At 76.4% G+C, this 22,674-nt stretch carries 23 protein-coding genes, 1 tRNA gene and 1 other RNA gene; 15 read left to right on the forward strand and 10 right to left on the reverse strand.

Annotated features, from left to right (window positions below):
* Window positions 1–138 precede the first annotated feature (138 nt).
* Window positions 139–1,476 (forward strand): uracil-xanthine permease family protein, encoded by a 1,338-nt coding sequence (locus BMZ16_RS02150; protein ID WP_089797953.1) that lies wholly within the window; start codon window positions 139–141, stop codon window positions 1,474–1,476.
* 100 nt (window positions 1,477–1,576) lie between these two features.
* Here the strand turns inward: BMZ16_RS02150 and BMZ16_RS02155 are convergent, their stop codons facing one another.
* Window positions 1,577–2,257: a LytR C-terminal domain-containing protein gene (locus BMZ16_RS02155; protein WP_089797954.1), complete on the reverse strand. Its 681-nt coding sequence runs from the start codon at window positions 2,255–2,257 to the stop codon at window positions 1,577–1,579.
* A gap of 34 nt (window positions 2,258–2,291) precedes the next feature.
* Entirely contained in the window at window positions 2,292–2,585 is a 294-nt protein-coding gene (locus BMZ16_RS02160) for a type II toxin-antitoxin system VapB family antitoxin (RefSeq protein ID WP_089797955.1), read from the reverse strand.
* Between the two features lie 128 nt (window positions 2,586–2,713).
* Here BMZ16_RS02160 and BMZ16_RS02165 point away from each other — a divergent pair, with 128 nt between their 5' ends.
* From BMZ16_RS02165 to BMZ16_RS02175, 3 genes are read left to right on the forward strand one after another with little or no spacing between them, the layout of a single operon-like run.
* The gene (locus tag BMZ16_RS02165) at window positions 2,714–3,319 is read left to right on the forward strand and encodes a CDP-alcohol phosphatidyltransferase family protein (protein ID WP_089797956.1); all 606 of its coding nucleotides are present in this window, start codon (window positions 2,714–2,716) and stop codon (window positions 3,317–3,319) included.
* Window positions 3,316–4,251, forward strand: a complete 936-nt coding sequence (locus tag BMZ16_RS02170; RefSeq protein ID WP_089797957.1) for a phosphatidate cytidylyltransferase — start codon at window positions 3,316–3,318, stop codon at window positions 4,249–4,251. The genes BMZ16_RS02165 and BMZ16_RS02170 overlap by 4 nt, the downstream gene beginning before the upstream one ends.
* A complete protein-coding gene (locus tag BMZ16_RS02175) occupies window positions 4,248–5,579 on the forward strand; it encodes a lysophospholipid acyltransferase family protein (RefSeq protein ID WP_089797958.1) in 1,332 nt (443 codons plus the stop codon). Before BMZ16_RS02170 ends, BMZ16_RS02175 begins: the two co-directional genes overlap by 4 nt.
* Window positions 5,580–5,636: 57 nt before the next feature.
* Here the strand turns inward: BMZ16_RS02175 and BMZ16_RS02180 are convergent, their stop codons facing one another.
* From BMZ16_RS02180 to BMZ16_RS02190, 3 genes are all read right to left on the reverse strand, one after another.
* The gene (locus BMZ16_RS02180; protein WP_089797959.1) at window positions 5,637–6,356 is read right to left on the reverse strand and encodes a hypothetical protein; all 720 of its coding nucleotides are present in this window, start codon (window positions 6,354–6,356) and stop codon (window positions 5,637–5,639) included.
* On the reverse strand, window positions 6,353–6,730 hold the full coding sequence (locus BMZ16_RS02185) for a PadR family transcriptional regulator (RefSeq protein WP_089797960.1): 378 nt from the start codon (window positions 6,728–6,730) through the stop codon (window positions 6,353–6,355). Before BMZ16_RS02185 ends, BMZ16_RS02180 begins: the two co-directional genes overlap by 4 nt.
* 188 nt (window positions 6,731–6,918) lie before the next feature.
* Complete coding sequence (locus BMZ16_RS02190) at window positions 6,919–7,122, reverse strand: cold-shock protein (RefSeq protein ID WP_089797961.1); 204 nt, start codon at window positions 7,120–7,122, stop codon at window positions 6,919–6,921.
* A 315-nt stretch (window positions 7,123–7,437) separates the two neighbouring features.
* Here BMZ16_RS02190 and BMZ16_RS02195 point away from each other — a divergent pair, with 315 nt between their 5' ends.
* Window positions 7,438–9,330, forward strand: a complete 1,893-nt coding sequence (locus BMZ16_RS02195; protein WP_089797962.1) for a M48 family metallopeptidase — start codon at window positions 7,438–7,440, stop codon at window positions 9,328–9,330.
* A gap of 21 nt (window positions 9,331–9,351) precedes the next feature.
* Entirely contained in the window at window positions 9,352–10,395 is a 1,044-nt protein-coding gene (locus BMZ16_RS02200; protein ID WP_089797963.1) for a P1 family peptidase, read from the forward strand.
* 28 nt (window positions 10,396–10,423) lie between these two features.
* Here the strand turns inward: BMZ16_RS02200 and BMZ16_RS02205 are convergent, their stop codons facing one another.
* Window positions 10,424–10,909 carry a hypothetical protein gene (locus tag BMZ16_RS02205; RefSeq protein ID WP_089797964.1) on the reverse strand — a complete coding sequence of 162 codons (486 nt, stop codon included), beginning with the start codon at window positions 10,907–10,909 and terminating at the stop codon, window positions 10,424–10,426.
* 151 nt (window positions 10,910–11,060) lie between these two features.
* On the opposite strand from BMZ16_RS02205, the gene BMZ16_RS02210 reads away from it, so the two are divergent.
* Entirely contained in the window at window positions 11,061–11,285 is a 225-nt protein-coding gene (locus tag BMZ16_RS02210) for a PLDc N-terminal domain-containing protein (protein WP_255366303.1), read from the forward strand.
* Window positions 11,286–11,291: 6 nt separating this feature from the next.
* Here BMZ16_RS02210 and BMZ16_RS02215 read toward each other — a convergent pair whose 3' ends face one another.
* Window positions 11,292–11,588 carry a DUF1905 domain-containing protein gene (locus tag BMZ16_RS02215; protein ID WP_089797966.1) on the reverse strand — a complete coding sequence of 99 codons (297 nt, stop codon included), beginning with the start codon at window positions 11,586–11,588 and terminating at the stop codon, window positions 11,292–11,294.
* Between the two features lie 148 nt (window positions 11,589–11,736).
* Between BMZ16_RS02215 and BMZ16_RS02220 the strand changes: the two genes are divergently transcribed.
* Window positions 11,737–12,792 carry a CPBP family intramembrane glutamic endopeptidase gene (locus BMZ16_RS02220; RefSeq protein ID WP_255366304.1) on the forward strand — a complete coding sequence of 352 codons (1,056 nt, stop codon included), beginning with the start codon at window positions 11,737–11,739 and terminating at the stop codon, window positions 12,790–12,792.
* Window positions 12,793–12,842: 50 nt separating this feature from the next.
* Here BMZ16_RS02220 and BMZ16_RS02225 read toward each other — a convergent pair whose 3' ends face one another.
* Both BMZ16_RS02225 and BMZ16_RS02230 read right to left on the reverse strand, forming a co-directional pair.
* Window positions 12,843–13,367, reverse strand: coding sequence for a mycothiol transferase (locus tag BMZ16_RS02225; protein WP_089797967.1), 525 nt, complete (start codon window positions 13,365–13,367; stop codon window positions 12,843–12,845).
* Window positions 13,368–13,437: 70 nt separating this feature from the next.
* The gene (locus BMZ16_RS02230; RefSeq protein WP_089797968.1) at window positions 13,438–13,725 is read right to left on the reverse strand and encodes a DUF4287 domain-containing protein; all 288 of its coding nucleotides are present in this window, start codon (window positions 13,723–13,725) and stop codon (window positions 13,438–13,440) included.
* Window positions 13,726–13,903: 178 nt separating this feature from the next.
* Between BMZ16_RS02230 and BMZ16_RS02235 the strand changes: the two genes are divergently transcribed.
* Both BMZ16_RS02235 and BMZ16_RS02240 read left to right on the forward strand, forming a co-directional pair.
* A tRNA-Ser gene (locus BMZ16_RS02235) sits at window positions 13,904–13,988 on the forward strand.
* Between the two features lie 112 nt (window positions 13,989–14,100).
* The gene (locus BMZ16_RS02240) at window positions 14,101–14,847 is read left to right on the forward strand and encodes an AAA family ATPase (RefSeq protein ID WP_089798663.1); all 747 of its coding nucleotides are present in this window, start codon (window positions 14,101–14,103) and stop codon (window positions 14,845–14,847) included.
* A 115-nt stretch (window positions 14,848–14,962) separates the two neighbouring features.
* Here BMZ16_RS02240 and BMZ16_RS02245 read toward each other — a convergent pair whose 3' ends face one another.
* A complete protein-coding gene (locus BMZ16_RS02245; RefSeq protein WP_255366305.1) occupies window positions 14,963–16,249 on the reverse strand; it encodes an amidohydrolase in 1,287 nt (428 codons plus the stop codon).
* Between the two features lie 144 nt (window positions 16,250–16,393).
* On the opposite strand from BMZ16_RS02245, the gene BMZ16_RS02250 reads away from it, so the two are divergent.
* From BMZ16_RS02250 to BMZ16_RS02270, 5 genes are all read left to right on the forward strand, one after another.
* Window positions 16,394–17,374, forward strand: coding sequence for a hypothetical protein (locus BMZ16_RS02250; RefSeq protein WP_089797969.1), 981 nt, complete (start codon window positions 16,394–16,396; stop codon window positions 17,372–17,374).
* 97 nt (window positions 17,375–17,471) lie between these two features.
* Window positions 17,472–17,568: signal recognition particle sRNA small type (gene ffs / locus BMZ16_RS02255), an RNA gene on the forward strand.
* A gap of 138 nt (window positions 17,569–17,706) precedes the next feature.
* The gene (locus tag BMZ16_RS02260) at window positions 17,707–18,570 is read left to right on the forward strand and encodes an ABC transporter ATP-binding protein (protein WP_089797970.1); all 864 of its coding nucleotides are present in this window, start codon (window positions 17,707–17,709) and stop codon (window positions 18,568–18,570) included.
* Window positions 18,567–19,925: an ABC transporter permease family protein gene (locus tag BMZ16_RS02265; RefSeq protein WP_177199563.1), complete on the forward strand. Its 1,359-nt coding sequence runs from the start codon at window positions 18,567–18,569 to the stop codon at window positions 19,923–19,925. Before BMZ16_RS02260 ends, BMZ16_RS02265 begins: the two co-directional genes overlap by 4 nt.
* Before the next feature lie 130 nt (window positions 19,926–20,055).
* The gene (locus BMZ16_RS02270; protein ID WP_089797971.1) at window positions 20,056–22,674 is read left to right on the forward strand and encodes a DNA polymerase III subunit gamma and tau; all 2,619 of its coding nucleotides are present in this window, start codon (window positions 20,056–20,058) and stop codon (window positions 22,672–22,674) included.

Genomic DNA, 22,674 nt, shown 5'->3' on the forward strand with positions numbered 1-22,674 from the left:
CGCGCGCGGGCCGGCGCCCCGCCCGGGTCCGTCGGGGCGGGCCGTCGCGTGGGCCGCCACTGCGGACGTCGGTCCCTGCTGCGCAGCGCGCGGCATCGCTACCCTCGCGTCGGCATCACCACGGGAGAGGGAGCGGACATGAGCAGCTGGGGCTGGACCGTGCACGGCGACGGGCGGACCGTCCTGCCCGGTGAGGTGGTGGCACCGGAGGAGAGACTCGCGTGGGGCCGCACCGTCAGCATCGGCATGCAGCACGTGGTCGCGATGTTCGGGGCGACGTTCCTCGTGCCGCTCATCACGGGCTTCTCCCCGCAGACCACCCTGTTCTTCTCGGCGCTGGGCACCGCGCTGTTCCTGCTCGTGACGCGCAACCGGCTCCCCAGCTACCTCGGGTCGAGCTTCGCGTTCATCGCGCCGGTCACGGCCGCGACGGCCACCGGCGGGCAGTCCGTCGCCGTCGGCGGCATCCTCGTCACGGGTCTGGCGCTGCTCGTCGTCGGCATCGTCGCGCACCTGGCCGGCACCCGGTGGATCGACGCGCTCATGCCGCCTGTCGTCACCGGCACGATCGTGGCGCTCATCGGCCTGAACCTCGCGCCGGCGGCGTGGGGGTCCTGCGAGCCCGACGGCACCTGCTCGGGCTTCCGGGCCGCGCCGGTGACGGCGACGGTCACGCTGCTCGCGATCGTGCTGGTCACGGTGCTGTTCCGCGGTCTGCTGGGCCGGCTGTCGATCCTCGTCGGTGTGCTCGTGGGCTACGCCGTGGCGCTCGTCCGCGGCGAGGTCGACCTCGCCGCGGTGCGTGAGGCCGCCTGGATCGGTCTGCCGCCGTTCGTCACCCCCACGGTGGACTGGTCGGTGCTCGGCCTGTTCCTGCCCGTCGTGCTCGTCCTGGTGGCCGAGAACGTCGGCCACGTGAAGTCCGTCGCGGCGATGACCGGCAAGGACCTCGACCCGATGGTCGGCCGCGCCCTCATGGCCGACGGCCTGGCCACGACGCTCGCCGGCACCGGCGGCGGTTCCGGCACCACCACGTACGCGGAGAACATCGGCGTGATGGCCGCCTCGCGCGTCTACTCCACGGCCGCCTACTGGGTGGCGGCCGCGACCGCGCTCGTGCTGGCGTTGTCGCCCAAGTTCGGTGCCGTCGTCGCGACCATCCCGGCCGGCGTGCTCGGCGGTGTGGCCACGGTGCTCTACGGCATGATCGGCCTGCTCGGGGCCCGGATCTGGGTGCAGAACCGGGTCGACTTCTCGGCGCCGGTCAACCTGATGCCGGCCGCCGTCGCCCTCATCGTGGGCATCGCCAACTTCACCTGGGACGCCGGTGACCTGCGCTTCGAGGGCATCGCGATCGGCACGGCCGTGGCGATCGGGCTCTACCACCTCATGCGGGTGGTCGCCCGGTGGCGCGGCACCCACGACGAGCCGGCCACACCCGCGTCCGTCCCGGGCGGCGACGAGCTGACCCGCTGACCGCCCTGGGGTCGCCTGCGGGTGGCCCCAGGGCCGGTGCGCCGCCTGCGGGCGCACCGGGACGGTGCACCGCGAGGCATGCCGCGGCGGGACGGGGCAGTCAGCCCTCGGCGGGCTGCTCCTCGGCGGGCTGCTCCTCCGCCGGCTGCTCCTCGGCGGGCTGCTCCGCGGCCGGCTGCTGCGCGGCCCCCGCGTCGGCGAACTCCTGGAACGGGATGCAGCCCTCGGGGCCGACGAGCGGCGTGGCGGGGTCCAGGAGGACCTCCTCCTGCGGCGCCAGCCCGGCGAACTCGCTGCCGACCACCAGGTCGACGACGGCCTCCTGCCGGGAGTCGGGCGTCAGGACCGCGTCCGGAACGTACGCCTGCAGCGTGTACGCCGCCGCGCTGCCGGCCACGCCGTAGATGATGCGTCCGACGCCGCTGACCTTCGCGGCGTTGTCCGTCTGACCGATGACGAAGCCGCGCTCGGTCAGCAGGGACGCGGCCTGGCCCGCGAGACCGTCGATGCCCGCGCCGTTGAAGACGTCGACCGTGATCCCGTTCGTCGCGACGGGCAGCGCGCCCTCCGGCGGGCAGTACGTCCGCACGTCCTCCGCGTCCTCCGTCGGCAGCGCCGTGAACTCGCGCTCGAGGAAGGGCAGGGACAGGCTGTCGGTGTACAGCGCGGCCGCGCCGAGCCCGGACACCGCCAGGCCGGCGAGCAGCACGCCGAACACCACGGCCTGCCGCTCGTGCATGTGCCGCCGCCGCAGCGCGCGCGCACGGTCCTGGTCGCTCACGAGGCCCCGCCCTTCCGTCGCCCCCGGCCCACGGTCACAGCACCAGCACCCGTGCGTGCAGCAGGCCACGCTGGTGGAGGGCTGCGCGCACCGCCCGGTGCAGGCCGTCCTCGAGGTACAGGATCCCCTTGTACTCCACGACGTGGGCGAAGAGGTCGCCGTAGAACGTCGAGTCCTCCGCCAGCAGCGCGTCGAGGTCGAGGGTCCGCTTCGTCGTGACCAGCTCGTCGAGCCGCACCTGACGCGGTGGGACGTCCGCCCACTGCGCGGGGGTCGTCAACCCGTGGTCCGGGTACGGGCGCCCCTCGCCCACCGCCTTGAAGATCACGGGCCCGAGTGTAGGGGGTGGCCGCCGTCCGGCCTGGGACGGTCCGCCCAGGGATCACCCGCATGCCGTGGGTGACGGGCACCCGCGGCGCCCCGGGCCCGCCCCCGTCGGTGGGTACAGTCGCCGCCATGCCGTCGCTGTACGCGCTGAAGCCCTGGTACACCCGGCGGCTGCGCCTCGTCGTGGACCGTGCCGTCGCACGCGGGACGACGCCCGACGTCTTCACCGCGGTCGGTGTCGCCGGTGCGGCGCTGGCGGGTGTCGCGCTGGCCCTCGGGTGGTGGCTGCCCGCCCTCGTGCTGCTCGCGGTCCGGCTCGCCGGGGCCAACCTCGACGGTGCGGTGGCCCGCGCCCGCGGGGTGTCGCGGCCCTGGGGGTTCGTGCTCAACGAGCTCGGCGACCGCGCGTCGGACCTGCTGATGCTCGCCGGGCTGGCGGTGCTCGCCGCACGCACGGGCGGTGACCCCGTGGCGGGTCTGACACCCCTGGACTGGGTGCTGGTGGCCACGGTCGCCGCGACCCTGCCGACGTTCGTCTCGCTCGCCGGCGCCGGCGCCGGTGCGCCGCGGCTGAACGGCGGCCCCCTCGGCAAGACGGAGCGCTGCGCGCTCGCCGTGCTGGGTGCCGCCGTGCCCGCGCTGCTGACGCCCGTGGCCGTCGTCGTCGTCGTGGGATCGGTCCTGACGGCCGTCGTCCGGGCGCGCCGCATCCGTCACGCGCCGGGCGTCGCGTGAGCGTCGAGCCGACGCAACGGCCGGGTGTCCTCGACCCGCTCGCGGCGTGGACCGGTCTGGACCGCACCGCGTACGCCCTCGACCTGCGGCTCGGGTCCTGGCACCTCGACCTCGACGGGCGCGCGGTCTTCCTGCTCGCCCTCACCGCCGCCATCCTCGCGGTGGCCGCGGTGCCCGTGCTCGCGTCCCGCCGGCCCGAGCTGCGGCGGCGCTGGACGACGTGGGCGCTGATCCTGCCGGTCATCGGGATCCCGATGTGGCTGGGGCCCGGGCCCACCGCACTGCTGGCGGTGCTGCTCGCGCTGCAGGCGGTCCGCGAGTTCGCGGCGATGACACGCCTGCCGCGCCCCGAGACGGCCCTCCTGCTCGTGCTGGCCGTCGCCTACCCGCTGGCCGCGTGGCTCGACCCCGGGCTGCTGGCGCTGGTCCCGCTGGTGGCGCTGCTGTGCGCCGTGCCCGCCGTCCTCGTCGGGGACGCCGACCGCGGCGTCGAGCGCGCGACGGGTGCCGCGTTCGGCTCCATCTGGCTGTGCTGGTCGCTCGCGCACCTCGTGCTGGTCGGGTCCGACGCGTTCCTGCTGTGCTTCGCCGCGGCGGCGACCGACGTCGCCGCGTGGTGCGGGGGACAGGGGCTCAAGCGGTTCGCGTGGGCCAGACGCCCGTTGTCGCCGCTCAGCCCTCACAAGACCGTGGGTGGTCTGGTGGGGGCGGCCGTGGGTGGGACGATCGTGCTGCTCGTCCTCGGCGCGTTCTCCGCGGGCCTGGTCGTGGCGGTGGTCCTCGGTGGTGTGGGAGGTGACCTGGTGGAGTCGATGGTGAAACGGCGTGCGGGCGTCAAGGACGCGGGCACGTGGCTGCCCGGGTTCGGTGGGCTGCTCGACCGCGTGGACTCCTTGCTGCTGGTCCTGCCGCTGGCGTGGGTGCTGGCATGAGCGCCGACGAGCCGCGGACCGCGGGCGCCGACGAGCCCCGCGCCGACGGCCCGGAGGCGACCCCCGACGCCGCGTCCGGTGCCGAGGGCCACCACGGGCACGCACCGGCCGAGGCGTTCCGCCGGCTGCGCCGCCGCGTGGGGCTGCCGCCCGGCTTCAACGTGGCGGGCGCCGTCCGGCACCTCGTGTGGCGCAACGCGTTCCACCTCGTCGGCGGGTTCCGGGTCGTCGGTGCGGCCCCGTACGAGCCGATGGTCGTCGTCGCCAACCACTCGTCGCACGCCGACACCCCGGCGCTGCTCGCCGCGTTCCCGGCGCCGTACAAGCCGGTCGTCGTCGCCGCGGGCGACTACTGGTTCGACGCGGCCTGGAAGGCGCGGTTCCTGCAGATCGCGATCGGTGCCGTCCCGGTGCGTCGCAAGGGCGGCGGCGGGTACGAGTCGCTGATCGAGGGCGCCACGCAGGTCCTGGGCAGCGGGTCCAGCCTGTTCGTCTTCCCCGAGGGCACGCGATCCACGGACGGCCGGCTGGGTCGGTTCCGCAGCGGTGCGCTGCGGATCGCGCAGGAGTTCGACGTACCGATCCTGCCCGTGGCGATCGTCGGGACGCACGAGCTGCTGGCCAAGAAGGGGCGGCTCACGCCCGGCCCCGTCGAGGTGCGCGTGGGGCACCCCGTCGACCCGCACACGCTCACGGACATGAAGCCGCTGGTCGCGCAGATCGAGGGGATGCTGGCGGCCGGTCCGCCGGTGCCGTCGCGCTCGGCGACGTGGCGCGTGCTGCGCGGCGTGATGTCCGGCCCCGGCGGCCTGGTCGGTGCGGTGGTCTGGGGCTTCGCGGAGGCGGTGAGCCTGCCCGTGACCTCGGAGATGTACCTGGTGCTGGTGGCGGCGGCGCACCCGCGCCGGGTCGTCCCCGCGGCGGCGTGCCTGGCGGTCGGGTCCGTGGCCGGTGTGCTCGTCACGCGTGCGCTCACCGCGCGCGGGCACCGTCCGCTCGCACCGCTGACGACCGGGGCGATGCGCGAGCGCGCCGCCCTGGACCTGGCGGCCGCCGGCGCGCGGGGGATCTGGCGGCAGGCGCTCAACGGCGTGCCGGTCAAGGTCTACGCCGCGGAGGCGGGCGCCGCGCACGTGCCCGCCGCGCCGCTGGCGCTGCACGCGCTGGGCGCCCGGGGTGCGCGCTCCCTCGCCGTCGGTGGTGCCGTCGCCGCCGCGTCCGGTGCCGCTGCGCCGCTCCTGCGCCGCTTCTACGGCCCGTACCTGGGCATCGCGGGGGCGACGTTCGCCGTGGGCCTCGGCCTGGTCGTCCGGCGCTGGAGCCGCTGAGGCGTCCGGCGCCGGGGCGGGCAGGCCGGGGTTCGGCGGACCGGGCCCGTCCCGGGCTCAGGGCAGGAGCAGCGCGAGCGCGGCGGCCACGAGCAGCGCGACCGCCGGCAGGGCGGCGCTCAGCAGGGCGGCGCGCAGGCGTGCGCGCGGGCGGGGTGCGTCGGCCGGGCCGCGGACCTCGTCGCTCAGGGTGGCGTCCAGGAACAGGGTGACGGCGCCCACCGCCAGCAGCAGGACGCTCACCGCGGCGAGCGGTGCGGACGGGGCCGTCAGCGGCGCGTTCGGCAGCAGCGCCCCCGGGGCGACGACCACCGCGGTCATCCCGGTCCCGGCGAGCGCGACCTGCCACCACCGGGCGCGCGCGAACCATCGCAGCGGACGTGCGGGCGCGAGGCACAGCACGACCGCGACCACGAGGCACAGGGCCGCGGTCACCACGGGTCCGGTCGACGCGGTCAGGGGCTCACCGCGCAGCCACGGCCGCACGGACCACACCGTCCCCATGACGCCGGCGGTCTGGAGCACCACCGCGACGACGTCCCGCACGGGCGTGCGACGGTGGGTGGGCAGCACGTCGGCCAGCCCGCCGGCGTACCCGGCGGGGTCGCCGAACGCCGTCATCGCGTCCTGCCCGGAGTCGGCGCAGTGCGCGTCGACCTCCGCGAGGGCGTCGCCGATCGCGTCGCCGCGTACGTCCCGCAGGCGCAGCTCGACGACGAACGCGTCGCGCCAGGTGGGGGTCACGTGCGGTGCGAGAGAGGTGCTGTCGCTGCTCATCGGGGGGCCTCCTGGTCCGTCACGAACGTCTGGGTGAGCTCGGCGAAGCGTGCCCAGCGCACGGCCTCGTGGTGCAGGTGGGTGCGTCCGGCGTCGGTGAGCGCGTAGTACTTGCGCCCGGGGCCGCCGTCACCCGGCCGCCACTCCTCGTCGAGGAGGCCCGCCGCGTGCAGGCGGCCGAGCAGCGGGTAGAGCGTGCCGCCCTTGATGTCGCCCAGGCCCGCGTCCGCGAGCCGCTGGGCGATGTCGTAGCCGTAGGTGGGGCCGTCCGCCAGGACGCGCAGCGTGCACAGCGACAGCACCCCGCGCAGCCACTCACCGGGCCACGGGGGACCGAGGGGCTCGGCGTCGGGCGGCGGGGTGCGTCGGGGCATGGACTAGACAGTACGCCTGACTAGATAGGCGCACAACCGATGAACGGCCTGCGGCGGAGCTCGGCGGCATCGGTGACGGTGGGGCCGTCCCGCCGGGACGTCCTCTCCCGGGAACGGCGAAAGGGCGCCCCGACCAGTGGTCGGGACGCCCTTCGCGTGAGCCCTCAGGGCTCAGTGAGCTGTGTGGCTCAGGCAGGCGCGACGTTGGAGGCCTGCGGACCCTTGGGGCCGGCCTGCACGTCGAACTGCACGCGCTGGTTCTCCTCGAGCGAGCGGTAGCCCTGCGTCTGGATGGCCGAGTAGTGGACGAAGACGTCCGGGCCGCCGTCCTCGGGGGCGATGAAGCCGAAGCCCTTCTCAGCGTTGAACCACTTCACGATGCCAGTGGGCACGTCATTCTCCTCATGCGGTTACTACGGACCCGACGACCGGGACCGGTGAATCACGGTGGCCGTCGTCCGCTCCGGAGAACGTGGACAAGCTATGCACTGCGACTACGACCGACAGCCTAGCGGGAGGTCACCGTCCTGCGCGAGGGTTTCCCCCGGGCGGTCTACGTCACGTTCCAGGACCCGGACAGCGCCGCCACACCGCGCCCACAGGCCGTCCACATCCGGCGCCGAATCACCCACGCCGACCGTCCCGGCGCCGCTACGCTCCGCCCGGACGGGGACGCAGGGGCCCCCGGAGGAGCCCGGGAGGCACCGATGAGCACCAGACTGCGCGCCGCCGTCGCGGTCCTGACACTGGCCGGGTTCTACGTCGTGGCGCTGCTCGTCCTGGGAGGCCTGGCCGCGCTGACGGTCCTGGCGTTCCGGCTGGGCGCCGGCGTCCTGGGCGGCAAGCTCGGCTTCGTGACGATCGCCGCGATGGTCGGCGTCGTCGTCGCGCTGTGGAAGGTCGCCCGGGCGCGGCCCGGGACGCCCGCCGGGCCCGTGCTGCTGCGGGCCGACGCCCCCGAGCTCTGGGCGCTGGTCGACGAGGTCGCCGAGCTGACCGGCACCCGCCCGCCCGACGAGATCCGCCTCGCACCGGACGTCAACGCCGGCGTCATGGAGCACGCACGCCTGCTCGGCCTGGTCGGCGGTACGCGCCACATGGTGATCGGCGTGCCCCTGCTGCAGGGGCTCACCGTGGACCAGGTCCGTGCCGTCCTCGCGCACGAGATGGGGCACTACGCGCACGACGACACGCGGCTGTCGGTCGTGGTGCACCGCGGGCGTGCCGTCATCGGGCAGACGCTGGCCCAGCTGTCGGGCTCGCTGCCCGGCTGGCTGCTGCGGCAGTACGGCAAGCTCTACCTGCTGGTGTCCGCCGCCACGGGCCGCCGCCAGGAGCTGGCGGCCGACGCCCTGATGGTCGCCGCCGTGGGCCGTGCGACCGCGCAGTCGGCGCTGCGCGAGAGCGAGGTCGTCGACCTGGCGTGGCGGTTCTACCTGGGCGCCTACGTGGACATCGGCTGGGACGCGGGCCTGGCCCCCACGTCCGAGGGCTTCTACGGCGGGTTCGGTCGGCTGCTCGCGGCGCGCTCCGACGAGCTCGCGTCGCTGCGGACGGCGCCGGTCGACGAGGCCCGCAGCCGCTGGGACAGCCATCCCCCGACGGGGGCGCGCGTGCTGGCGATGGAGCGGCTGGCGGACGTCCCGCACGCGCCCGACGCCCGGCCCGCGACCGTGCTGGTGCCCCACCTCGACGCGCTCGCCGCCCACCTCGCCGACGAGTACCTGGCCGTCGAGGACCGGCGGCGGCTGCCGTGGGACGAGCTCGTGGCGACCGGCGTCGCCATCGAGAAGCAGCGGGCCGCCGACGGCGTCCACCGCACCGCCGCCCGGCTGGCGGGCGTGCCGCGCGCGACCCTGGGCACCGTCCTCGACCTCGTCGCGCAGGGGCGCAACGACCAGCTCGCCCGCGAGCTCGGCGTCGACACCGCCGAGCCGGAGCCCGTCCTGCCCGGGCAGCCCGCCCCGCACCCGCTCGCGGACGTCCTCGAGACGGTCCTGGCCGCGGCGCTCGTCGCCGGCGGTGCCGCCCGCTGGCGGCTGGACTGGGCGGGTCCGGCGACGCTGTGCGACCGCGAGGGCGACCGCATCGACCTGGCGGCCTGGGCGCGGCTGGCGGCGGTGCCCGCAGGCACCGAGCCCGTGCGGGCCTGGCTCGCGGGCCTCGGGGTCGACGCGCACGCCGTCGGCCAGGTGCACGACACCGCCACGGCCCACGGCGCCTCGGTCGTCGCGGGACTCTCCAACATGACGGTCGGCGGCGCCCCGCACGACGTCCTGGTGCTCGACCGCGGGCTGGTGCTGCTGCCGTGCCCCAAGAAGACGGACGGCGGCAAGGCTCGGCTGATCGGCGTCCTGCAGTCGCAGCCCGTGCACGTCCTGGCCGCCGTCCACCGGTACGTCGCCTACGAGGACGTGCGGGAGGCGACCGTGCAACGGCCGTTCCCGCTGCGCGCCACCGTCGACCTGCACGACGGCACGCGCCTGGAGCTCAAGGAGCGGCTGGCGGGGGAGTACCTCACCAAGGACTCGCAGACCGTCCTGCTCGGTCACCTGTCCTCGTTGACCGCCGTCCGGCACCCGGAGGCTGCGGGGACCTGACCCTGGTGCGACGCTGAGGGCATGAGCGCGACGACGCCCCGGCCGCAGGCGCCCAGCGGTGCCGATGCGATCTCCGACGTCCACGGCGTGCGCGTCGGCCACGCGCACCGCAGCGGCGGCGGCTGGCTGACCGGGGTGACCGTGGTGCTGCCGCCGCCGGGCACCGTGGGAGGTGTCGACGTGCGCGGCGGCGGGCCCGGCACGCACGAGACCGACGCGCTCGACCCGACGACGCTCGTCCCCACCGTCGACGCGGTCGTGCTCACGGGCGGCAGCGCGTTCGGCCTGGTCAGCGTCCACGGTGCGATGCGCTGGTGCGCGGAGCGAGGGCGCGGGTTCCCGGTGACGCCCGACCCGCCCGGGCACGTCGTGCCGATCGTGCCCGCGGCAGCCCTGTTCGACCTGGGGCGGGGCGGGGACTTCCGCGCGCTGCCCACCGCGGAGATGGGGTACGAGGCGGCCGGGGCGGCCTTCGCGCTCGGGGACCACGCACCGGTCGCGCGCGGCTGCGTGGGCGCCGGCACGGGTGCCGCGATCGCGGGTGCCGCCTACAAGGGCGGCGCGGGCACCGCCTCCGTGCGGCTGCCCGAGGGACCGGGCGGCGGGGTGGTCGTGGGTGCGCTCGTCGTCGTCAACGCCGCCGGGGCGCCCACCGGGCTGGGCCCGCCGGCGGTGCCGCCCGGGGGCCTGCTCGACGCCGCCGAGGGCCGGGTCTGGCCGGGCGGCGGGGCCCCGACGTCCGGCGCACCGCTGAACACGACCCTGGTCGTCGTCGCCACCGACGCCGCGCTGGACCCGGCCGAGACCACCCGCACGGCGTCGGCCGCGCACGACGGCCTCGCGCGGGCCCTGGACCCGGTGCACACGCTCGCCGACGGGGACGCCGTGTTCGCCCTCGCCACGCAGGCCGTCGCGCTGCCCGGGCCCCGCTCCGAGCGGGTCGCCGCCCTCGTCGCCGTGCAGGCGGCGGCCGCCACGGTGGTCGAGCGGGCGGTCGCGGACGCGGTCCGCTCCGCGACCCGCACGACCACGTCGGCGGTCGACCTGCCGGTGTGGACGGGCTGACCGCCGGTGCGGTCGGTCGACGGTGCCGTCAGCCGACGGTCGCCGTCAGCCGCAGGCGCTCGCCCAGGGTGACGTCGTCGACGCGCAGCCGCACCCCGCGCGCGGCGGGCAGCATCTCGCCGACGAGCGGACCCAGCCGGTCGAGGGAGACCTCGACGACGGTCGCGCCGTCCTGCGTGTGCACGGTCGCGACTCCCGCCGGCAGCTTGCCGAGCTGACCGCGGACCGCCTCGGTCACGAACCCGCTGAGGTCCATGCGCAGGACGGGGTGGGACGCCACCACGGCGACGCGCCACGTGCGGTCCGCCACCCCGCGGTCCTCGACCCGCACGTCGACCGGCCCGGCCATCCGCGTCGCCATGCGCACCGCGCCGGGGACCCCCGGCAGCTCGTGCACCTTCACCTGCGCCTGCACCAGCCGCGGGCCGCCGCGCACGTCGGTCACGGCGGACGGGATCGCGTCGGCGGCACGGGCCAGCGTGAGGGCCTCGTCGAGGCCGAGGGTGAGCTCCATGCCGGTCAGGGTACGGGCGCGAGGCGGCCGCCGCGCCGGCAGGCGCGGGCGGCGCTCGGTGACCTCCGGACCTGTTGCCGCCGCGCGGGGGCAGGGCACGATGGACCTGCAGCCGTCCGCGCGCTCGCGCGCCCGTCCCCGGAGGTCCGACGTGTCCCTGAAGAAGACGACGTGGCGTGAGATGAGCGGCAAGCAGCGCGGCCTCACGGCGGTGGTCGGTGCGGCGCAGGTGGCGCTGACGGCGGCCGCCTTCCGGGACCTCGTCAAGCGCCCGGCCGACCAGGTGAACGGGCCCAAGATCGCGTGGGGGCTCGCACTGCTGGTCAACTGGGTGGGGCCGCTGGCGTACTTCGCGAAGGGTCGCACCGCGTCCTGAGGTGCGTCACACGTCGACGAGCCGGAGGTGGACCCGCACCACGTCGCCGGCGTCGACGCCCGCCGCGGTCCGCACCGCCTTCTTGACCGGTAGCACGAACGTCTCCCGTCCCTTGTCAGGGAACAGCGACGTGCGCCAGGTCGTGGGCCCCAGGGTGACCTCGACGCGCACGGAGCCGAAGCCGCCCTGCCGTCCGCGGGTCACGTCGTCGATCTCGTCGGCGACGTCGAAGGGCAGGGACCCGAACACCCAGGACCCGTTCTCCGACCGCCACAGCGGGACGTCGACCTCGAACTCCGCCACGGCTGCGACCGTACCGCGTGGTGCCCACACCCGGTCCCCGCGCGGCAGAGGGCGGTGCCGGACCCGTCGGTGACGGCCACCGGGCTGGCCGACGCCGGCTCATATTTGATAACTTATAGAACAAGTAGCCCACCGGGAGGAGCGCCTCGTGACCGTCCACCCCGCCGTGCCCCCGCCCGCACCGGGCGGACCGCCGTCCGGCCCCGCCGCCCCCTCGACGCACGCCGGCCCGCCCGTGCCCACAGCCGGCGGGACGGGCGAGCCCGCGCCGGACGCCCCCGCCGACCCCTGGCCCGCCCGCGTCCCGTGGCCCGCGGTTGCCGTGTTCGTCGCGGTCGCCTGCGGGCTCGCCTGGCTCGTCGCGCTGCCGCTGTGGCTCGGTGACGGGCTCACGTCGCCCCTCAGGACGCTCGTGGCCCTCGCCATGATGTGGACGCCGGCGGCGGCCGTCGCGGTGGTCACGCCGGCGCTGCGCGTGCCCGCGCGGGAGCGGCTGCGCGCGCTCGGGGCATGGCCGCTGCGTCCGGTGGGTCGGACCCTCGGGTTCGTCGCCCTGGCGATCGTCGTCCCGATCCTGCTGGTCGCCGCCGTCACCTTCGTCTCCGCCGCCCTCGGCCTCGTCCGGCTGGACCTCGTGACGTTCTCGGGCTTCGCCGAGCAGCTCGAGCAGGCGCTGCCCCCGGGAGGCGTGCTGCCGCCGGTCGGCGTGCTCGTCGCCCTGCAGCTCGTGTCCATCCCGGTGGCGGCGCTGGTCAACAGCGTCGCGGCGCTGGGGGAGGAGGTCGGCTGGCGCGGCTGGCTGCTGCCCGCGCTGCTGCCGCTGGGCACCTGGCCCGCGCTGCTGGTCAGCGGGGTCGTCTGGGGGCTGTGGCACTCGCCGCTGATCCTGCTGGGCTACAACTTCGGGCGCACCGACGTCACGGGCGTGCTGCTCATGGTCGGCGGGTGCGTCGCCTGGGGCGTGGTGCTCGGGTGGCTGCGGGTGCGCAGCGGGTCGCTGTGGCCGGCGGTCGTGGGCCACGGCGCGCTCAACGCGGCCGCAGGGCTGGTGCTGCTGCTCTCGGCCGCCGGCGACGTGCCGGACATGGCGGTCGTCGGGCCGCTGGGCGTCGTCAGCTGGGGTGTGCTCGCCGTGGTCGTGGGCGTCCTGGCGGCCACCGGGCAGCTCACCCGGCGGCCGGCCACCTCTCCCACGGCGGTCTGAGCGGTCGCGGGCGGCCCGGCACCCACGAGGGTGACGGGCCGGCCGCCCCGTCAGCCGAGCAGCTCGCGCGGGAGCAGGCCGCGCAGGTAGCCGGCCTGCCCCGCGTGCTGCACGCAGTCGTCGAGGATGCTCACCAGCCGCACGCCCAGCGTCACCGGCGGGTCCCACGACTCGTCGACGACGGTGCCGAGGTCGTCGTCCTCGACGCGCTCCAGGTAGGCCAGCGTCTGCGCGGTCGTCGCGTCGAGGTAGCCCAGCAGCAGGTCCACCGGGGCGTCGACCTGCGCGGCCTCGTCCGGCGACTGCCCGTAGCCCGTGGCGTCCTCACCGAACGGCAGCGCGAACCGCTCGGCCCAGCCGCCCGCGGTCCACACCTCGGGCGTCCCGGCCAGGGCCGCCACCTGGGAGTCCTGACCGCGGGCGATGTGCCAGGCCAGCCAGGCCAGCGTGTTCGCCCCCGGCGCGGGGCGCCACGTGCGCGCCGCGTCGGTGGTCCCCTCCAGGGCGGCGGCGACCACCGGCCCGACCCGCTCGAACCCGTCCGTCAGCACCTCGCGCGCACCTGTTCCCGTCATGGCGACCGACGCTACGACCGGCCGATGGGCCGCGCACGGCGGACGACCGGCATCGGCGACCCGGCCGGGCTCACACGGGTCGCGTCGCGCGGCCGTCCAGCCAGAGGGTGTCCGACGCGTCCCGGTGCGTGCCGGTGGTCCCCACGTGCGCACCGCTGATCCGGGGCCCCGTGGTGATGACGTGGACCATCGCCATGCCGTGCCCACGGCCCAGGCCGTGCTCCTCGGCGAGCCAGGCGAGGATCGGTGCCGCCGTCGTCGTCTCGTCGACGCCGCGCTCGTGCGCCTGGTCGAGGAGCTGGCGGGGTGTCAGGCCGGTCTTCTGCTCGACCGCGTCGAGGTACGCCTGGAAGGACATGTGACCGTCTCCTGTCTCCGGTGGTGGTGCAGGGTCCGACCCGCCCCGCTCGGCGGACTCGTCGGGTGCACGCCGCCGGGTCCCCCTCCGGCCGTGCCGCCGGGGGACGTGCGGGGCGCGCGCGTTCCTCGGCTAGACTCCTACCCGCAGTGCGCCCGCTCGCCCGGGTGCGCAGCCAGGAGGATTCGCCTAGTGGCCTATGGCGCACGCTTGGAAAGCGTGTTGGGTTAACGCCCTCGGGGGTTCGAATCCCCCATCCTCCGCCGGACGAAGGGCCCGCACCCGCACACGTGGGTGGCGGGCCCTTCGCGTGCCTGCACGGGCGGCGGCCGGTGGGGCGTGCGCGGTGTCGGCCGTCCGTGGTGGGGTGTGCGCATGGTCGCGCGTACGGGTCCCTGGAGCACGCTGCCCGTCCGACGGGTCCAGGCGCGGACGGGCGTCTGCGGGCTCGACGACGAGCGCGGCGGGGACTGGCACCTGAGCGTCCCCGCGGTGCGGCAGGTCCTCGAGCAGGGCTGGGACCTCGGGCCGGCGACCGTGCTGGTGGGGGACAACGGCGCGGGGAAGTCGACGCTCGTCGAGGGGATCGCGCACGCGTTCGGCATGGGCGTCGAGGGCGGGTCGACCGGGTCGATGCACCGCACGCGCCCCACGGAGTCCGGGTTCGCGCACGACCTCCAGCTGGTCCGCGGCGCCGGGGCGCCCAGGCGCGGGTTCTTCCTGCGGGCCGAGACGATGCACGGCTTCTACACCTACCTCGACGAGCACCCGGGCGGCTCCGACCCGATGTTCCACGAGATGTCGCACGGGGAGTCGTTCCTCGAGCTCATCGGCTCCCGGATGATGTACCCGGGCCTGTACGTGCTCGACGAGCCGGAGTCGGCGCTGTCCTTCACCGGCAGCCTGGCGCTCCTGCGGCACCTGCACGACCTCGTCCGGCACGACTCCCAGGTGATCCTGTCGACCCACTCGCCGCTGCTCGCGGCCCTGCCCGGCGCGACGATCCACGAGGTCGGGGAGTGGGGGCTGCGCGAGTGCGCGTGGGAGGACCTGGACCTCGTCGTCGGGTGGCGCGGGTTCCTCGACGCCCCCGAGCGCTACCTGCGCCACGTCCTCGACTGAGAGCCGCCGCCTGGGACGGCCCCGCCGCGAGACCGGGCCGAGGTCGCTCACGGGCAGGGTCGCGGGACCTCGGCCCGGTCGCGTGGGGCGACGGTTCCAGGACGTGGACAGGGCCTCAGGAGGCGAAGCGTTCCGCGCGCTCGCGGACGTGCCCGGCGCCCAGGCCGCCGCGGTCGGTCGGGTCCCACGTGTAGACCTCGGTGCCGGTGACGAAGACCTGCTCCGCGCGGGACGTGACGTCCAGCGGGTCGCCCGACCACACGACGACGTCACCGTCCAGGCCCGGGGCCAGCGCACCGACGCGGTCCGCCAGGCCCATGAACGACGCCGGGTTGACCGTGAGCGCCCGCAGCGCGGTGTCCCGGTCCAGCCCCTCCTTGACCGCCAGCGACGCCTGGTGGACCAGGAAGTTGATGGGGACGACCGGGTGGTCGGTGGTGATGGCCACGCGCACGCCCGCACGGGCGAGGACGCCGAGGTGCGCGATCGAGCGGTCCCGCAGCTCGACCTTGGAGCGCGACGTGAACAGCGGGCCGAAGATCACGGGCACGTCCCGCTCCGCCAGCACGTCCGCGACCGCCGCGCCGTCCGTGCCGTGGTTCACGACCAGGCGGTACCCGAACTCGTCGGCCAGGCGCAGCGCGGTCGCGATGTCGTCGGCCCGGTGCGTGTGCTGGTCCCACGCGAGCTCGCCGGCCAGCACCGCCGCGAGCGTCTCCTTGCCCAGGTCGCGGTCGAACGGCTCACCCTTGGCTGTCGCGGCGTCCCGGCGGGCCGCGTACGACTGCGCGTCGACGAACGCCTTGCGGATGACCGCCGCCACGCCCAGCCGGGTGGAGGGCAGCTGCTTGCGGTCCCCGTAGACGCGCTTGGGGTTCTCGCCCAGCGCCGACTTCACCGACACGTCGTACCGGATCACCTGCTCGTCGACGGTCCGCCCGCCCCACGTCTTGATCGCCACGGTGCGCCCGCCGATCGGGTTGCCCGAGCCGGGCTTCACGACGGCCGACGTGACACCGCCCACGAGCGCGTCACGGAAGCCCTCGTCCTCGACGTTGATGCCGTCGACCGCGCGCAGCGCCGAGCCGTCCGGGTCGGTCATCTCGTTCGTGTCCTGCCCGGCCCAGCCCTCGGCCTCCTCCGCGACCCCCATGTGCGCGTGCGCCTCCACGAACCCGGGCAGCACCCAGCGCCCGCGTGCGTCGACCACGCGCACCCCGTCGGGCACGACGACGTCGGTGCCGACGGCCGTGACCACACCGTCCTCGACGAGCACCGTCGCGCCCTCGAGGGGCGGGGACGCGACCGGGACGACGTAGCCGCCGACCAGCGCGACCGACCCGCGGGCGGTCCGGATGGGCTCGGTGGGGGAGGACGTGGCGGTGCGGTCGTGGGTGGACATGCCCCCATCATCGCGCGCCGTGCGGGACGTCCGGCGGTCGCGTCGCGGGATCGTCCCCCGGGCCGGTGTGAGAGGTCCGTGCAGGTCGGCGGCGATCCTGCCGGACGGATGTCCGGATCGTCCCGCAGTCGTTAGCGTGGACCCATGACCCAGGACCACTCGCACCCGACCCCCGAGGGCCGCGCACCCGGCGGCGCCCCGCCCGACGGCACACCCGCGTGGCTCGCCGACCGCTGGGCCGACGACGCGTGGCGCAGCCCTGTCGCGGGCGGCCTGGTGGGTCTGCTGACGCTGCCGGCGCTCGCGATGGTCCTCGTGGGGCTCGTCGTGCTCGCCGTCGAGGGCAGGGCGACCTGGCTCCTCGTCGTCGCGGCGGCGCTGGTGACCACGGCGCTCGGCACGTTCGGCGCCATCCAGGGGCTGCGCCGCGGGCACCGCGGCGTGGTGCACCGTCTCGCCCTCCTCACCGGCGTCTGGGGCGTCCTGGTGGTCGTCGCCGGCATCGTCGTGGCGCTCACGCTGGACGTGCCCGAGCGCGGCGGGGTCGCCGTGCTCCTCGTCCTCGGCGGGACGTACACCGTGGTGCTCGCCCTCGGCCTGTGGGGCGCCGCCCGCCTGATGCCCGCGCCCGCGGAGCCGGCCGCTGCGGACACCCCGGCGTCCGACGACGCCGATGGACCGACGCCTGGTACCGGCCCCTCCGGTGACGCCACCGAGGAGGAGCTGGCCGAGTGGCCCGAGTGGGGCGGCGAGCCCGCCGGGCACGACTCCGGCCACCCCGCCGACCCGTCGAGCCTGCCGGGCCGTCCGGCCGCACCCACCGGTCGCTCGACGCCGCCCACGCCGGCGCGCGCCACGGGGCCCACGCCGGTCCGCTCGACGCCCGTCCCCACGCCCGGCCGCTCGACCCCCGCCGTGGGCGCGCGCGACGAGGACGTGGTGGAGGCCGTCGTCGTCGAGGCGCCCGAGCCGTCGCCCCCACCCCCGCCGCAGCGTCGCAGCGTGACCTCCGGCGGTGCCACCCGCCGGGCGCCGCAGCCGCCCGGGCCGGCCACCGAGCGGATCGCCCGGCAGGACGGCGACGAGGGTCCGCCCACGCAGCGCATCCCCCCGGTCGTCGGCTGACGCGCCGGCCGTCCGCGGTCCGGCGAGGGCGGCACCCGCCCCGGGTGTCACGTCGCCGCGGCGCACCGGAGCACCGTCACCTGCGTTAAGGTGGTGCTCAGACCCCTCGTGCGGCGTCATCTCGCTGAACCCCCCCAGGGCCGGAAGGCAGCAAGGGCAGGTGAGCTCTGGCGGGTGTGCGGGGGGTCCTTGCATGCCCGGGGACACCCGGCACGTGCGACCCCGGTCGGGTGACGCGTCGCCACCCGTCCCCCCGCGGTCGCAGACCCGTCGCGCACGGACCGGTCCGTCGCCGGACGCGCCGGGACCCGCCCGGTCGCGACGATCGAGGCATGACGCCCACAGCCCGGCCCAGCGGTCCGACGACCGCGCCCCCCGACGTCCCGCACCCCGGCGCGACGCCCCTGTCCGCGGACGCGCGGCTCGCGGCCCGAGGGCTGGTGCACCGGTTCGGGGCCACGACCGCGCTCGCGGGCGTCGACGTGGACCTCGGGGCGGGGGAGCACCTCGCCGTCATGGGCCCCTCCGGCTCGGGCAAGTCGACGCTGCTGCACGTGCTGGCGGGGATCGTCGTGCCCACCGCCGGGGTCGTGACCCTGTCCGGCCAGGAGGTGCAGGGCCTCTCGGAGAAGAAGCGCTCGCTGCTGCGTCGCCGCCGCTACGGGTTCGTGTTCCAGTTCGGCCAGCTGCTGTCCGAGCTGTCGGCGCTGGAGAACGTGGCCCTGCCCGCGATGCTCACGGGGACGTCACGTCGTGACGCGGAGGCCGAGGCGGCCCGCTGGCTCGCGACGCTCGGGCTGACCGACGCGCAGGGCCGACGCCCCGGTGAGCTGTCCGGCGGCCAGGCGCAGCGGGTCGCCGTGGCACGTGCGCTGGTCACCCGCCCCGAGGTGGTCTTCGCGGACGAGCCGACCGGCTCCCTCGACCAGACCACCGGCCACGACGTCATGAGCCTGCTCGTGTCCTCGACGCGGGCGGTCGGCGCGTCGCTCGTGGTCGTCACGCACGACGCGGACGTCGCCGCCTGGTGCGACCGCCGCATCGACATGCGCGACGGGCTCGTGGTCCCGGCCGGGTCGACGACGGGCGGCGGCGTGGGACCGCGCCCCGGGGAGCGGGAGGCCCACGCGGCCGGCGGGCCGCGCGACCTCGGCAGCGCGTCCGCGAGCGGCGCCCTCGGTGGCGGTGCGCGATGAGCGCGAACCCGGTGCTGGCCCTGGCCCCTCGGCTGCAACGGGCCGGGGGCCGTGACGGGCGCACGACGACAGCCCTCGCCGCCACCGCGTTCACCGTGTCGACGGCGCTCACGCTGTCCGTCGTCGGGGCGCTGACGGGGTTCGTGGAGCGCGCCGCGCACCCGGTGACCGAGCTGGAGCGCGAGGCCGGCTCGTTCTACGTCGTCCTGGCCGTGACGGCCACGATCCTGCTGGTCGTGCCGCTGCTCACCCTCGGCGGTGCCGCTGCACGGCTCGGGGTCGCCCGGCGCGACGCGCGGCTGGCCGCCCTGCGGCTGCTCGGCGCCACGCCCCGCGAGGTCGTGGGGCTGGCCCTCGTCGAGACCGCCCTGCAGGGCCTGGCCGGTGCGGTGGCGGGGACCGCGCTGTACGGCGCGCTGCTGCCGGTGTGGACGCAGGTCCCGTTCCAGGGGCGCGCGTTCACGGCCGGCGAGCTGTGGGTCGGGGTGCCCGTCGTGCTGGCGGCGTGGGTCGCGGTGCCGCTGCTCGCGGCGGTCAGCGGTGCCGTGTCGCTGCGGCGCGTCGTCGTCTCACCCCTGGGGGTGGCGCAGCGGACCACCCGGCCCGGGCTGCGCGCCGTGCGCGTGGTCGTCGCGGTCGTCGCCGTGGGGGCCTTCATGGTCGTCTCGGCCGTCGGCCAGATGGCTGCGGCGGTGCTGATCACCGTGCTGCTCACCGGGCTCGCGCTCGCGTTCCTCACGATGAACGCGGTGGGGCCCTGGGTGCTGGGGGTGCTGGGACGGCTGCAGCTGCGGTGGGCGCGCACCCCCGCGCAGCTGCTCGCCGCGCGGCGGCTGCTCGACGACCCGCGGGCCGTCTGGCGCGTCGTCGGCGGGCTCGGGCTGGCCTCCTTCGTGGCCGGGTGCCTGGCGGTCGTCCCGGTGCTCGCGGGCGGCGGCGGTGACCCCGTCGGGGACGTCGTCGCGCGCGACCTGCTGACCGGTGCGCTCCTCACGCTCGGCATCACCTTCCTGCTCGCGGCCGCGTCCGCCGGCATCGCGCAGGCCGCCGCGGTGCTCGACCGCCGTCGCGAGCTGGCCCTGGCCCGCCTCGCCGGGGTGCCGGGCGAGCTGTTCGACCAGGTCCGGCGACGTGAGGTGCTGGTGCCGCTGCTCGTGGTGTCCGTGGGGTCGGCCGTCGCGGCGCTCGTGATGTTCTTCCCGCTGTTCGGCCTCGCGGCCGTCACCGCACCGTCGGGCATCCTGCTCCTGGTGGGCTGCCTGGGCGGGGGCGTCGCAATGGTGCTGGCGGCGACGGAGGCGTCCCGTCCGCTGCTGCGCCGCGTGCTGGCGGACACGGTGGTGCGCGCCGACTGAGGGGGCCGCGCCGGCGGCCGTCGGGCCACGGACCGGACCGTCGGCGGCCGCGGGACCGCGCCGTGGGCGGCGGCGGTCCGGGGTGGGGACGGCGGTGCCCACCGTGGGCGTCGGCGCATAGGCTCGGGGGGTGACCACAGCGCTGTACCGGCGGTACCGGCCCGAGTCCTTCGCCGAGGTGATCGGGCAGGACCACGTGACCGCACCCCTGCGGCAGGCGCTCCGCTCGGGGCAGGCCAACCACGCCTACCTGTTCTCCGGGCCGCGCGGCTGCGGCAAGACGACGAGCGCGCGCATCCTCGCGCGCTGCCTGAACTGCGCCGAGGGCCCCACGGACACCCCGTGCGGCGTCTGCCCGTCGTGCGTCGAGCTGGCCCGCGGCGGGTCCGGGTCGCTCGACGTCGTCGAGATCGACGCGGCCAGCCACGGCGGCGTCGACGACGCCCGTGAGCTGCGCGAGCGTGCGACGTTCGCCCCCGCCCGCGACCGGTACAAGGTGTTCATCCTCGACGAGGCGCACATGGTCTCGCCGCAGGGCTTCAACGCGCTGCTGAAGATCGTCGAGGAGCCGCCGCCGCACGTGAAGTTCATCTTCGCGACGACGGAGCCCGACAAGGTCATCGGCACCATCCGCTCGCGCACCCACCACTACCCGTTCCGGCTGGTGCCGCCCGACGTGCTGGTGCCGTACCTGGAGCAGCTGTGCGCCGCGGAGGGTGTGCCCGTGGGACCGGGGGTGCTGTCCCTCGTGGTCCGGGCCGGTGGCGGCTCCGTGCGTGACACGCTCTCCGTGCTCGACCAGCTGATCGCCGGTTCCGGCGACGCGGGCCTGGAGTACGAGGGTGCCGTCGCGCTGCTGGGCTACACCCACACCTCGCTGCTGGACGACCTGGTCGACGCGGTCTCCGCCCGCGACGGCGCCTCGGCGTTCCGCGTGGTCGAGCGCGTGATCGCGACCGGCCACGAGCCGCGCCGGTTCGTCGAGGACCTGCTGGAGCGCCTGCGCGACCTCATCGTCATCACCGCGTCCGGCGACGCGGCCGGGGCCGTGCTGCGCGACGTGCCGGCCGACCAGCTCGACCGGATGCGCCGCCAGGCCACGCACCTCGGCATGTCCGAGCTGTCGCGCTCCGCCGACCTGGCCAACGCCGCGCTCACGGAGATGGTCGGGGCGACGTCGCCGCGGCTGCACCTCGAGCTGCTCATGGCGCGCCTGCTGCTGCCCTCCGTCGACGACTCGCGCACCGGCCTCGGGGCACGGATCGACCGGCTGGAGCGCGGGCTGCCCGCGGGGGCACCGGCTGGTGCGGCGCCCGTCGCGCCCGCACGTGCTGCTGAGAGCCCGGCTGCTGAGAGCCCGGCTGCTGAGACCCCTGCTGCTGAGACCCCTGCTGCTCCGGCGCCCGTCGCCGCAGCGCCTGAGCCGGTGCCCGGCAGGCCGGCGCCGGGTCGACCGGCGCCCGAGGTCGCGCCGCCCAGCGCCGCCGCGGAGGACACCGCCGGTCCGAGCGGCGCAGGTGCGCCGGACCACGCCCCCACGAGGGACGACGCCGTGGCGCCCGACGAGGTGCGGACCGTGCCCGCCGAGGCACCCGGAGGGTCGACCTCTGCCCCGGCACCCGCCCCGGTGGCGTCCGCACCCGCCCCGGTGACCCCGGCTGCCGCGCCCGCGTCCGCGTCCGCGCCCGGTGCTGCGGCCGTACCCGGTGCCGCGGCCGCGGCGGCGGACACGGAGATGCTGCGCCGTCGCTGGCCGGACGTCCTGACGACCCTCCGCCGGCTGCGCCTGCCGTCCTGGGCGCTGGTCAACCAGCACGCCCAGATCCTCGAGCTCGACGCCACGACGCTGCGCCTCGGGTTCGCCCAGCCCGGCCTGGTGACGACCTTCCGCAACAGCAACCACGGCGAGGTCGTCGCGCGGGCGCTGTCCGAGACGCTCGGGGTCACCGCACGCGTCGAGGCCGTGCTCGACGAGCCCGGTGCCGGCTCGCGGCCGGCGCCCTCGGCCGCGCCCGACACCCGGCAGGCGCCGCGGGCGATGACCCCCGAGCGGGCTGCCGCGTCCTGGGACGAGCCCGTGCCCGCCGGCCCGACCGCCCCGGTCGCCGACGCCCCTGCCGCGCCCCCCGCCGCCGCGCCCCCCGCCGCCGCGGCCCCCGTCCCCGCTGCGGCGCCGTCCGGCGCGCGGCCCGCGCCCGGCGACACCGGTGCACCCGCACGCTCGGCGTCGGGCGCTCCCGACGCGGTGACCGCGGGGCGGAGCGGTGAGCACGCCGCACGGCCCGTCCCGCCGTGGGAGCCGACGCCCGACGCGACGCCGACGGCCACCGGCGCTGCCGAGCCGACCGCCACCGACGGTCCGCGGGGCGGTGGCGACGAGCGCGTCGTGGCCCACGCCGACGACGACATCCCGCCCGGCGACGAGCCCGACGACCCCTGGCGCGACGCGCCGGCCCCGGCACGCGTGCCCGGCGGCGGGCCCGAGCGGGGTGCACCGTCGGTGCGGCCGTCCGCCCCGCAGGCGCCGCCGCCGGCCGCACGTCCGGCGCCCGCTGCGTCCGGCGGGACGGCCCGGGAGCGGGGCGTCGCGGCCGCGCGGGCGGCCGCCGCGCAGTCCCGCGGCCGCACGCAGGAGCCCGACGAGCCCTCGCCGGACGACCCGACGATCGGCCAGTCCGGCCTGGTCGGCGTGCCGCTGGTCGCGCAGATGCTGGGCGGGCGCGTCATCGACGAGCAGATCGAGATCTGA

It is taken from the genome of Cellulomonas sp. KH9 (assembly GCF_900114185.1).
In the GTDB taxonomy this organism is placed as follows: Bacteria; Actinomycetota; Actinomycetes; order Actinomycetales; family Cellulomonadaceae; genus Cellulomonas.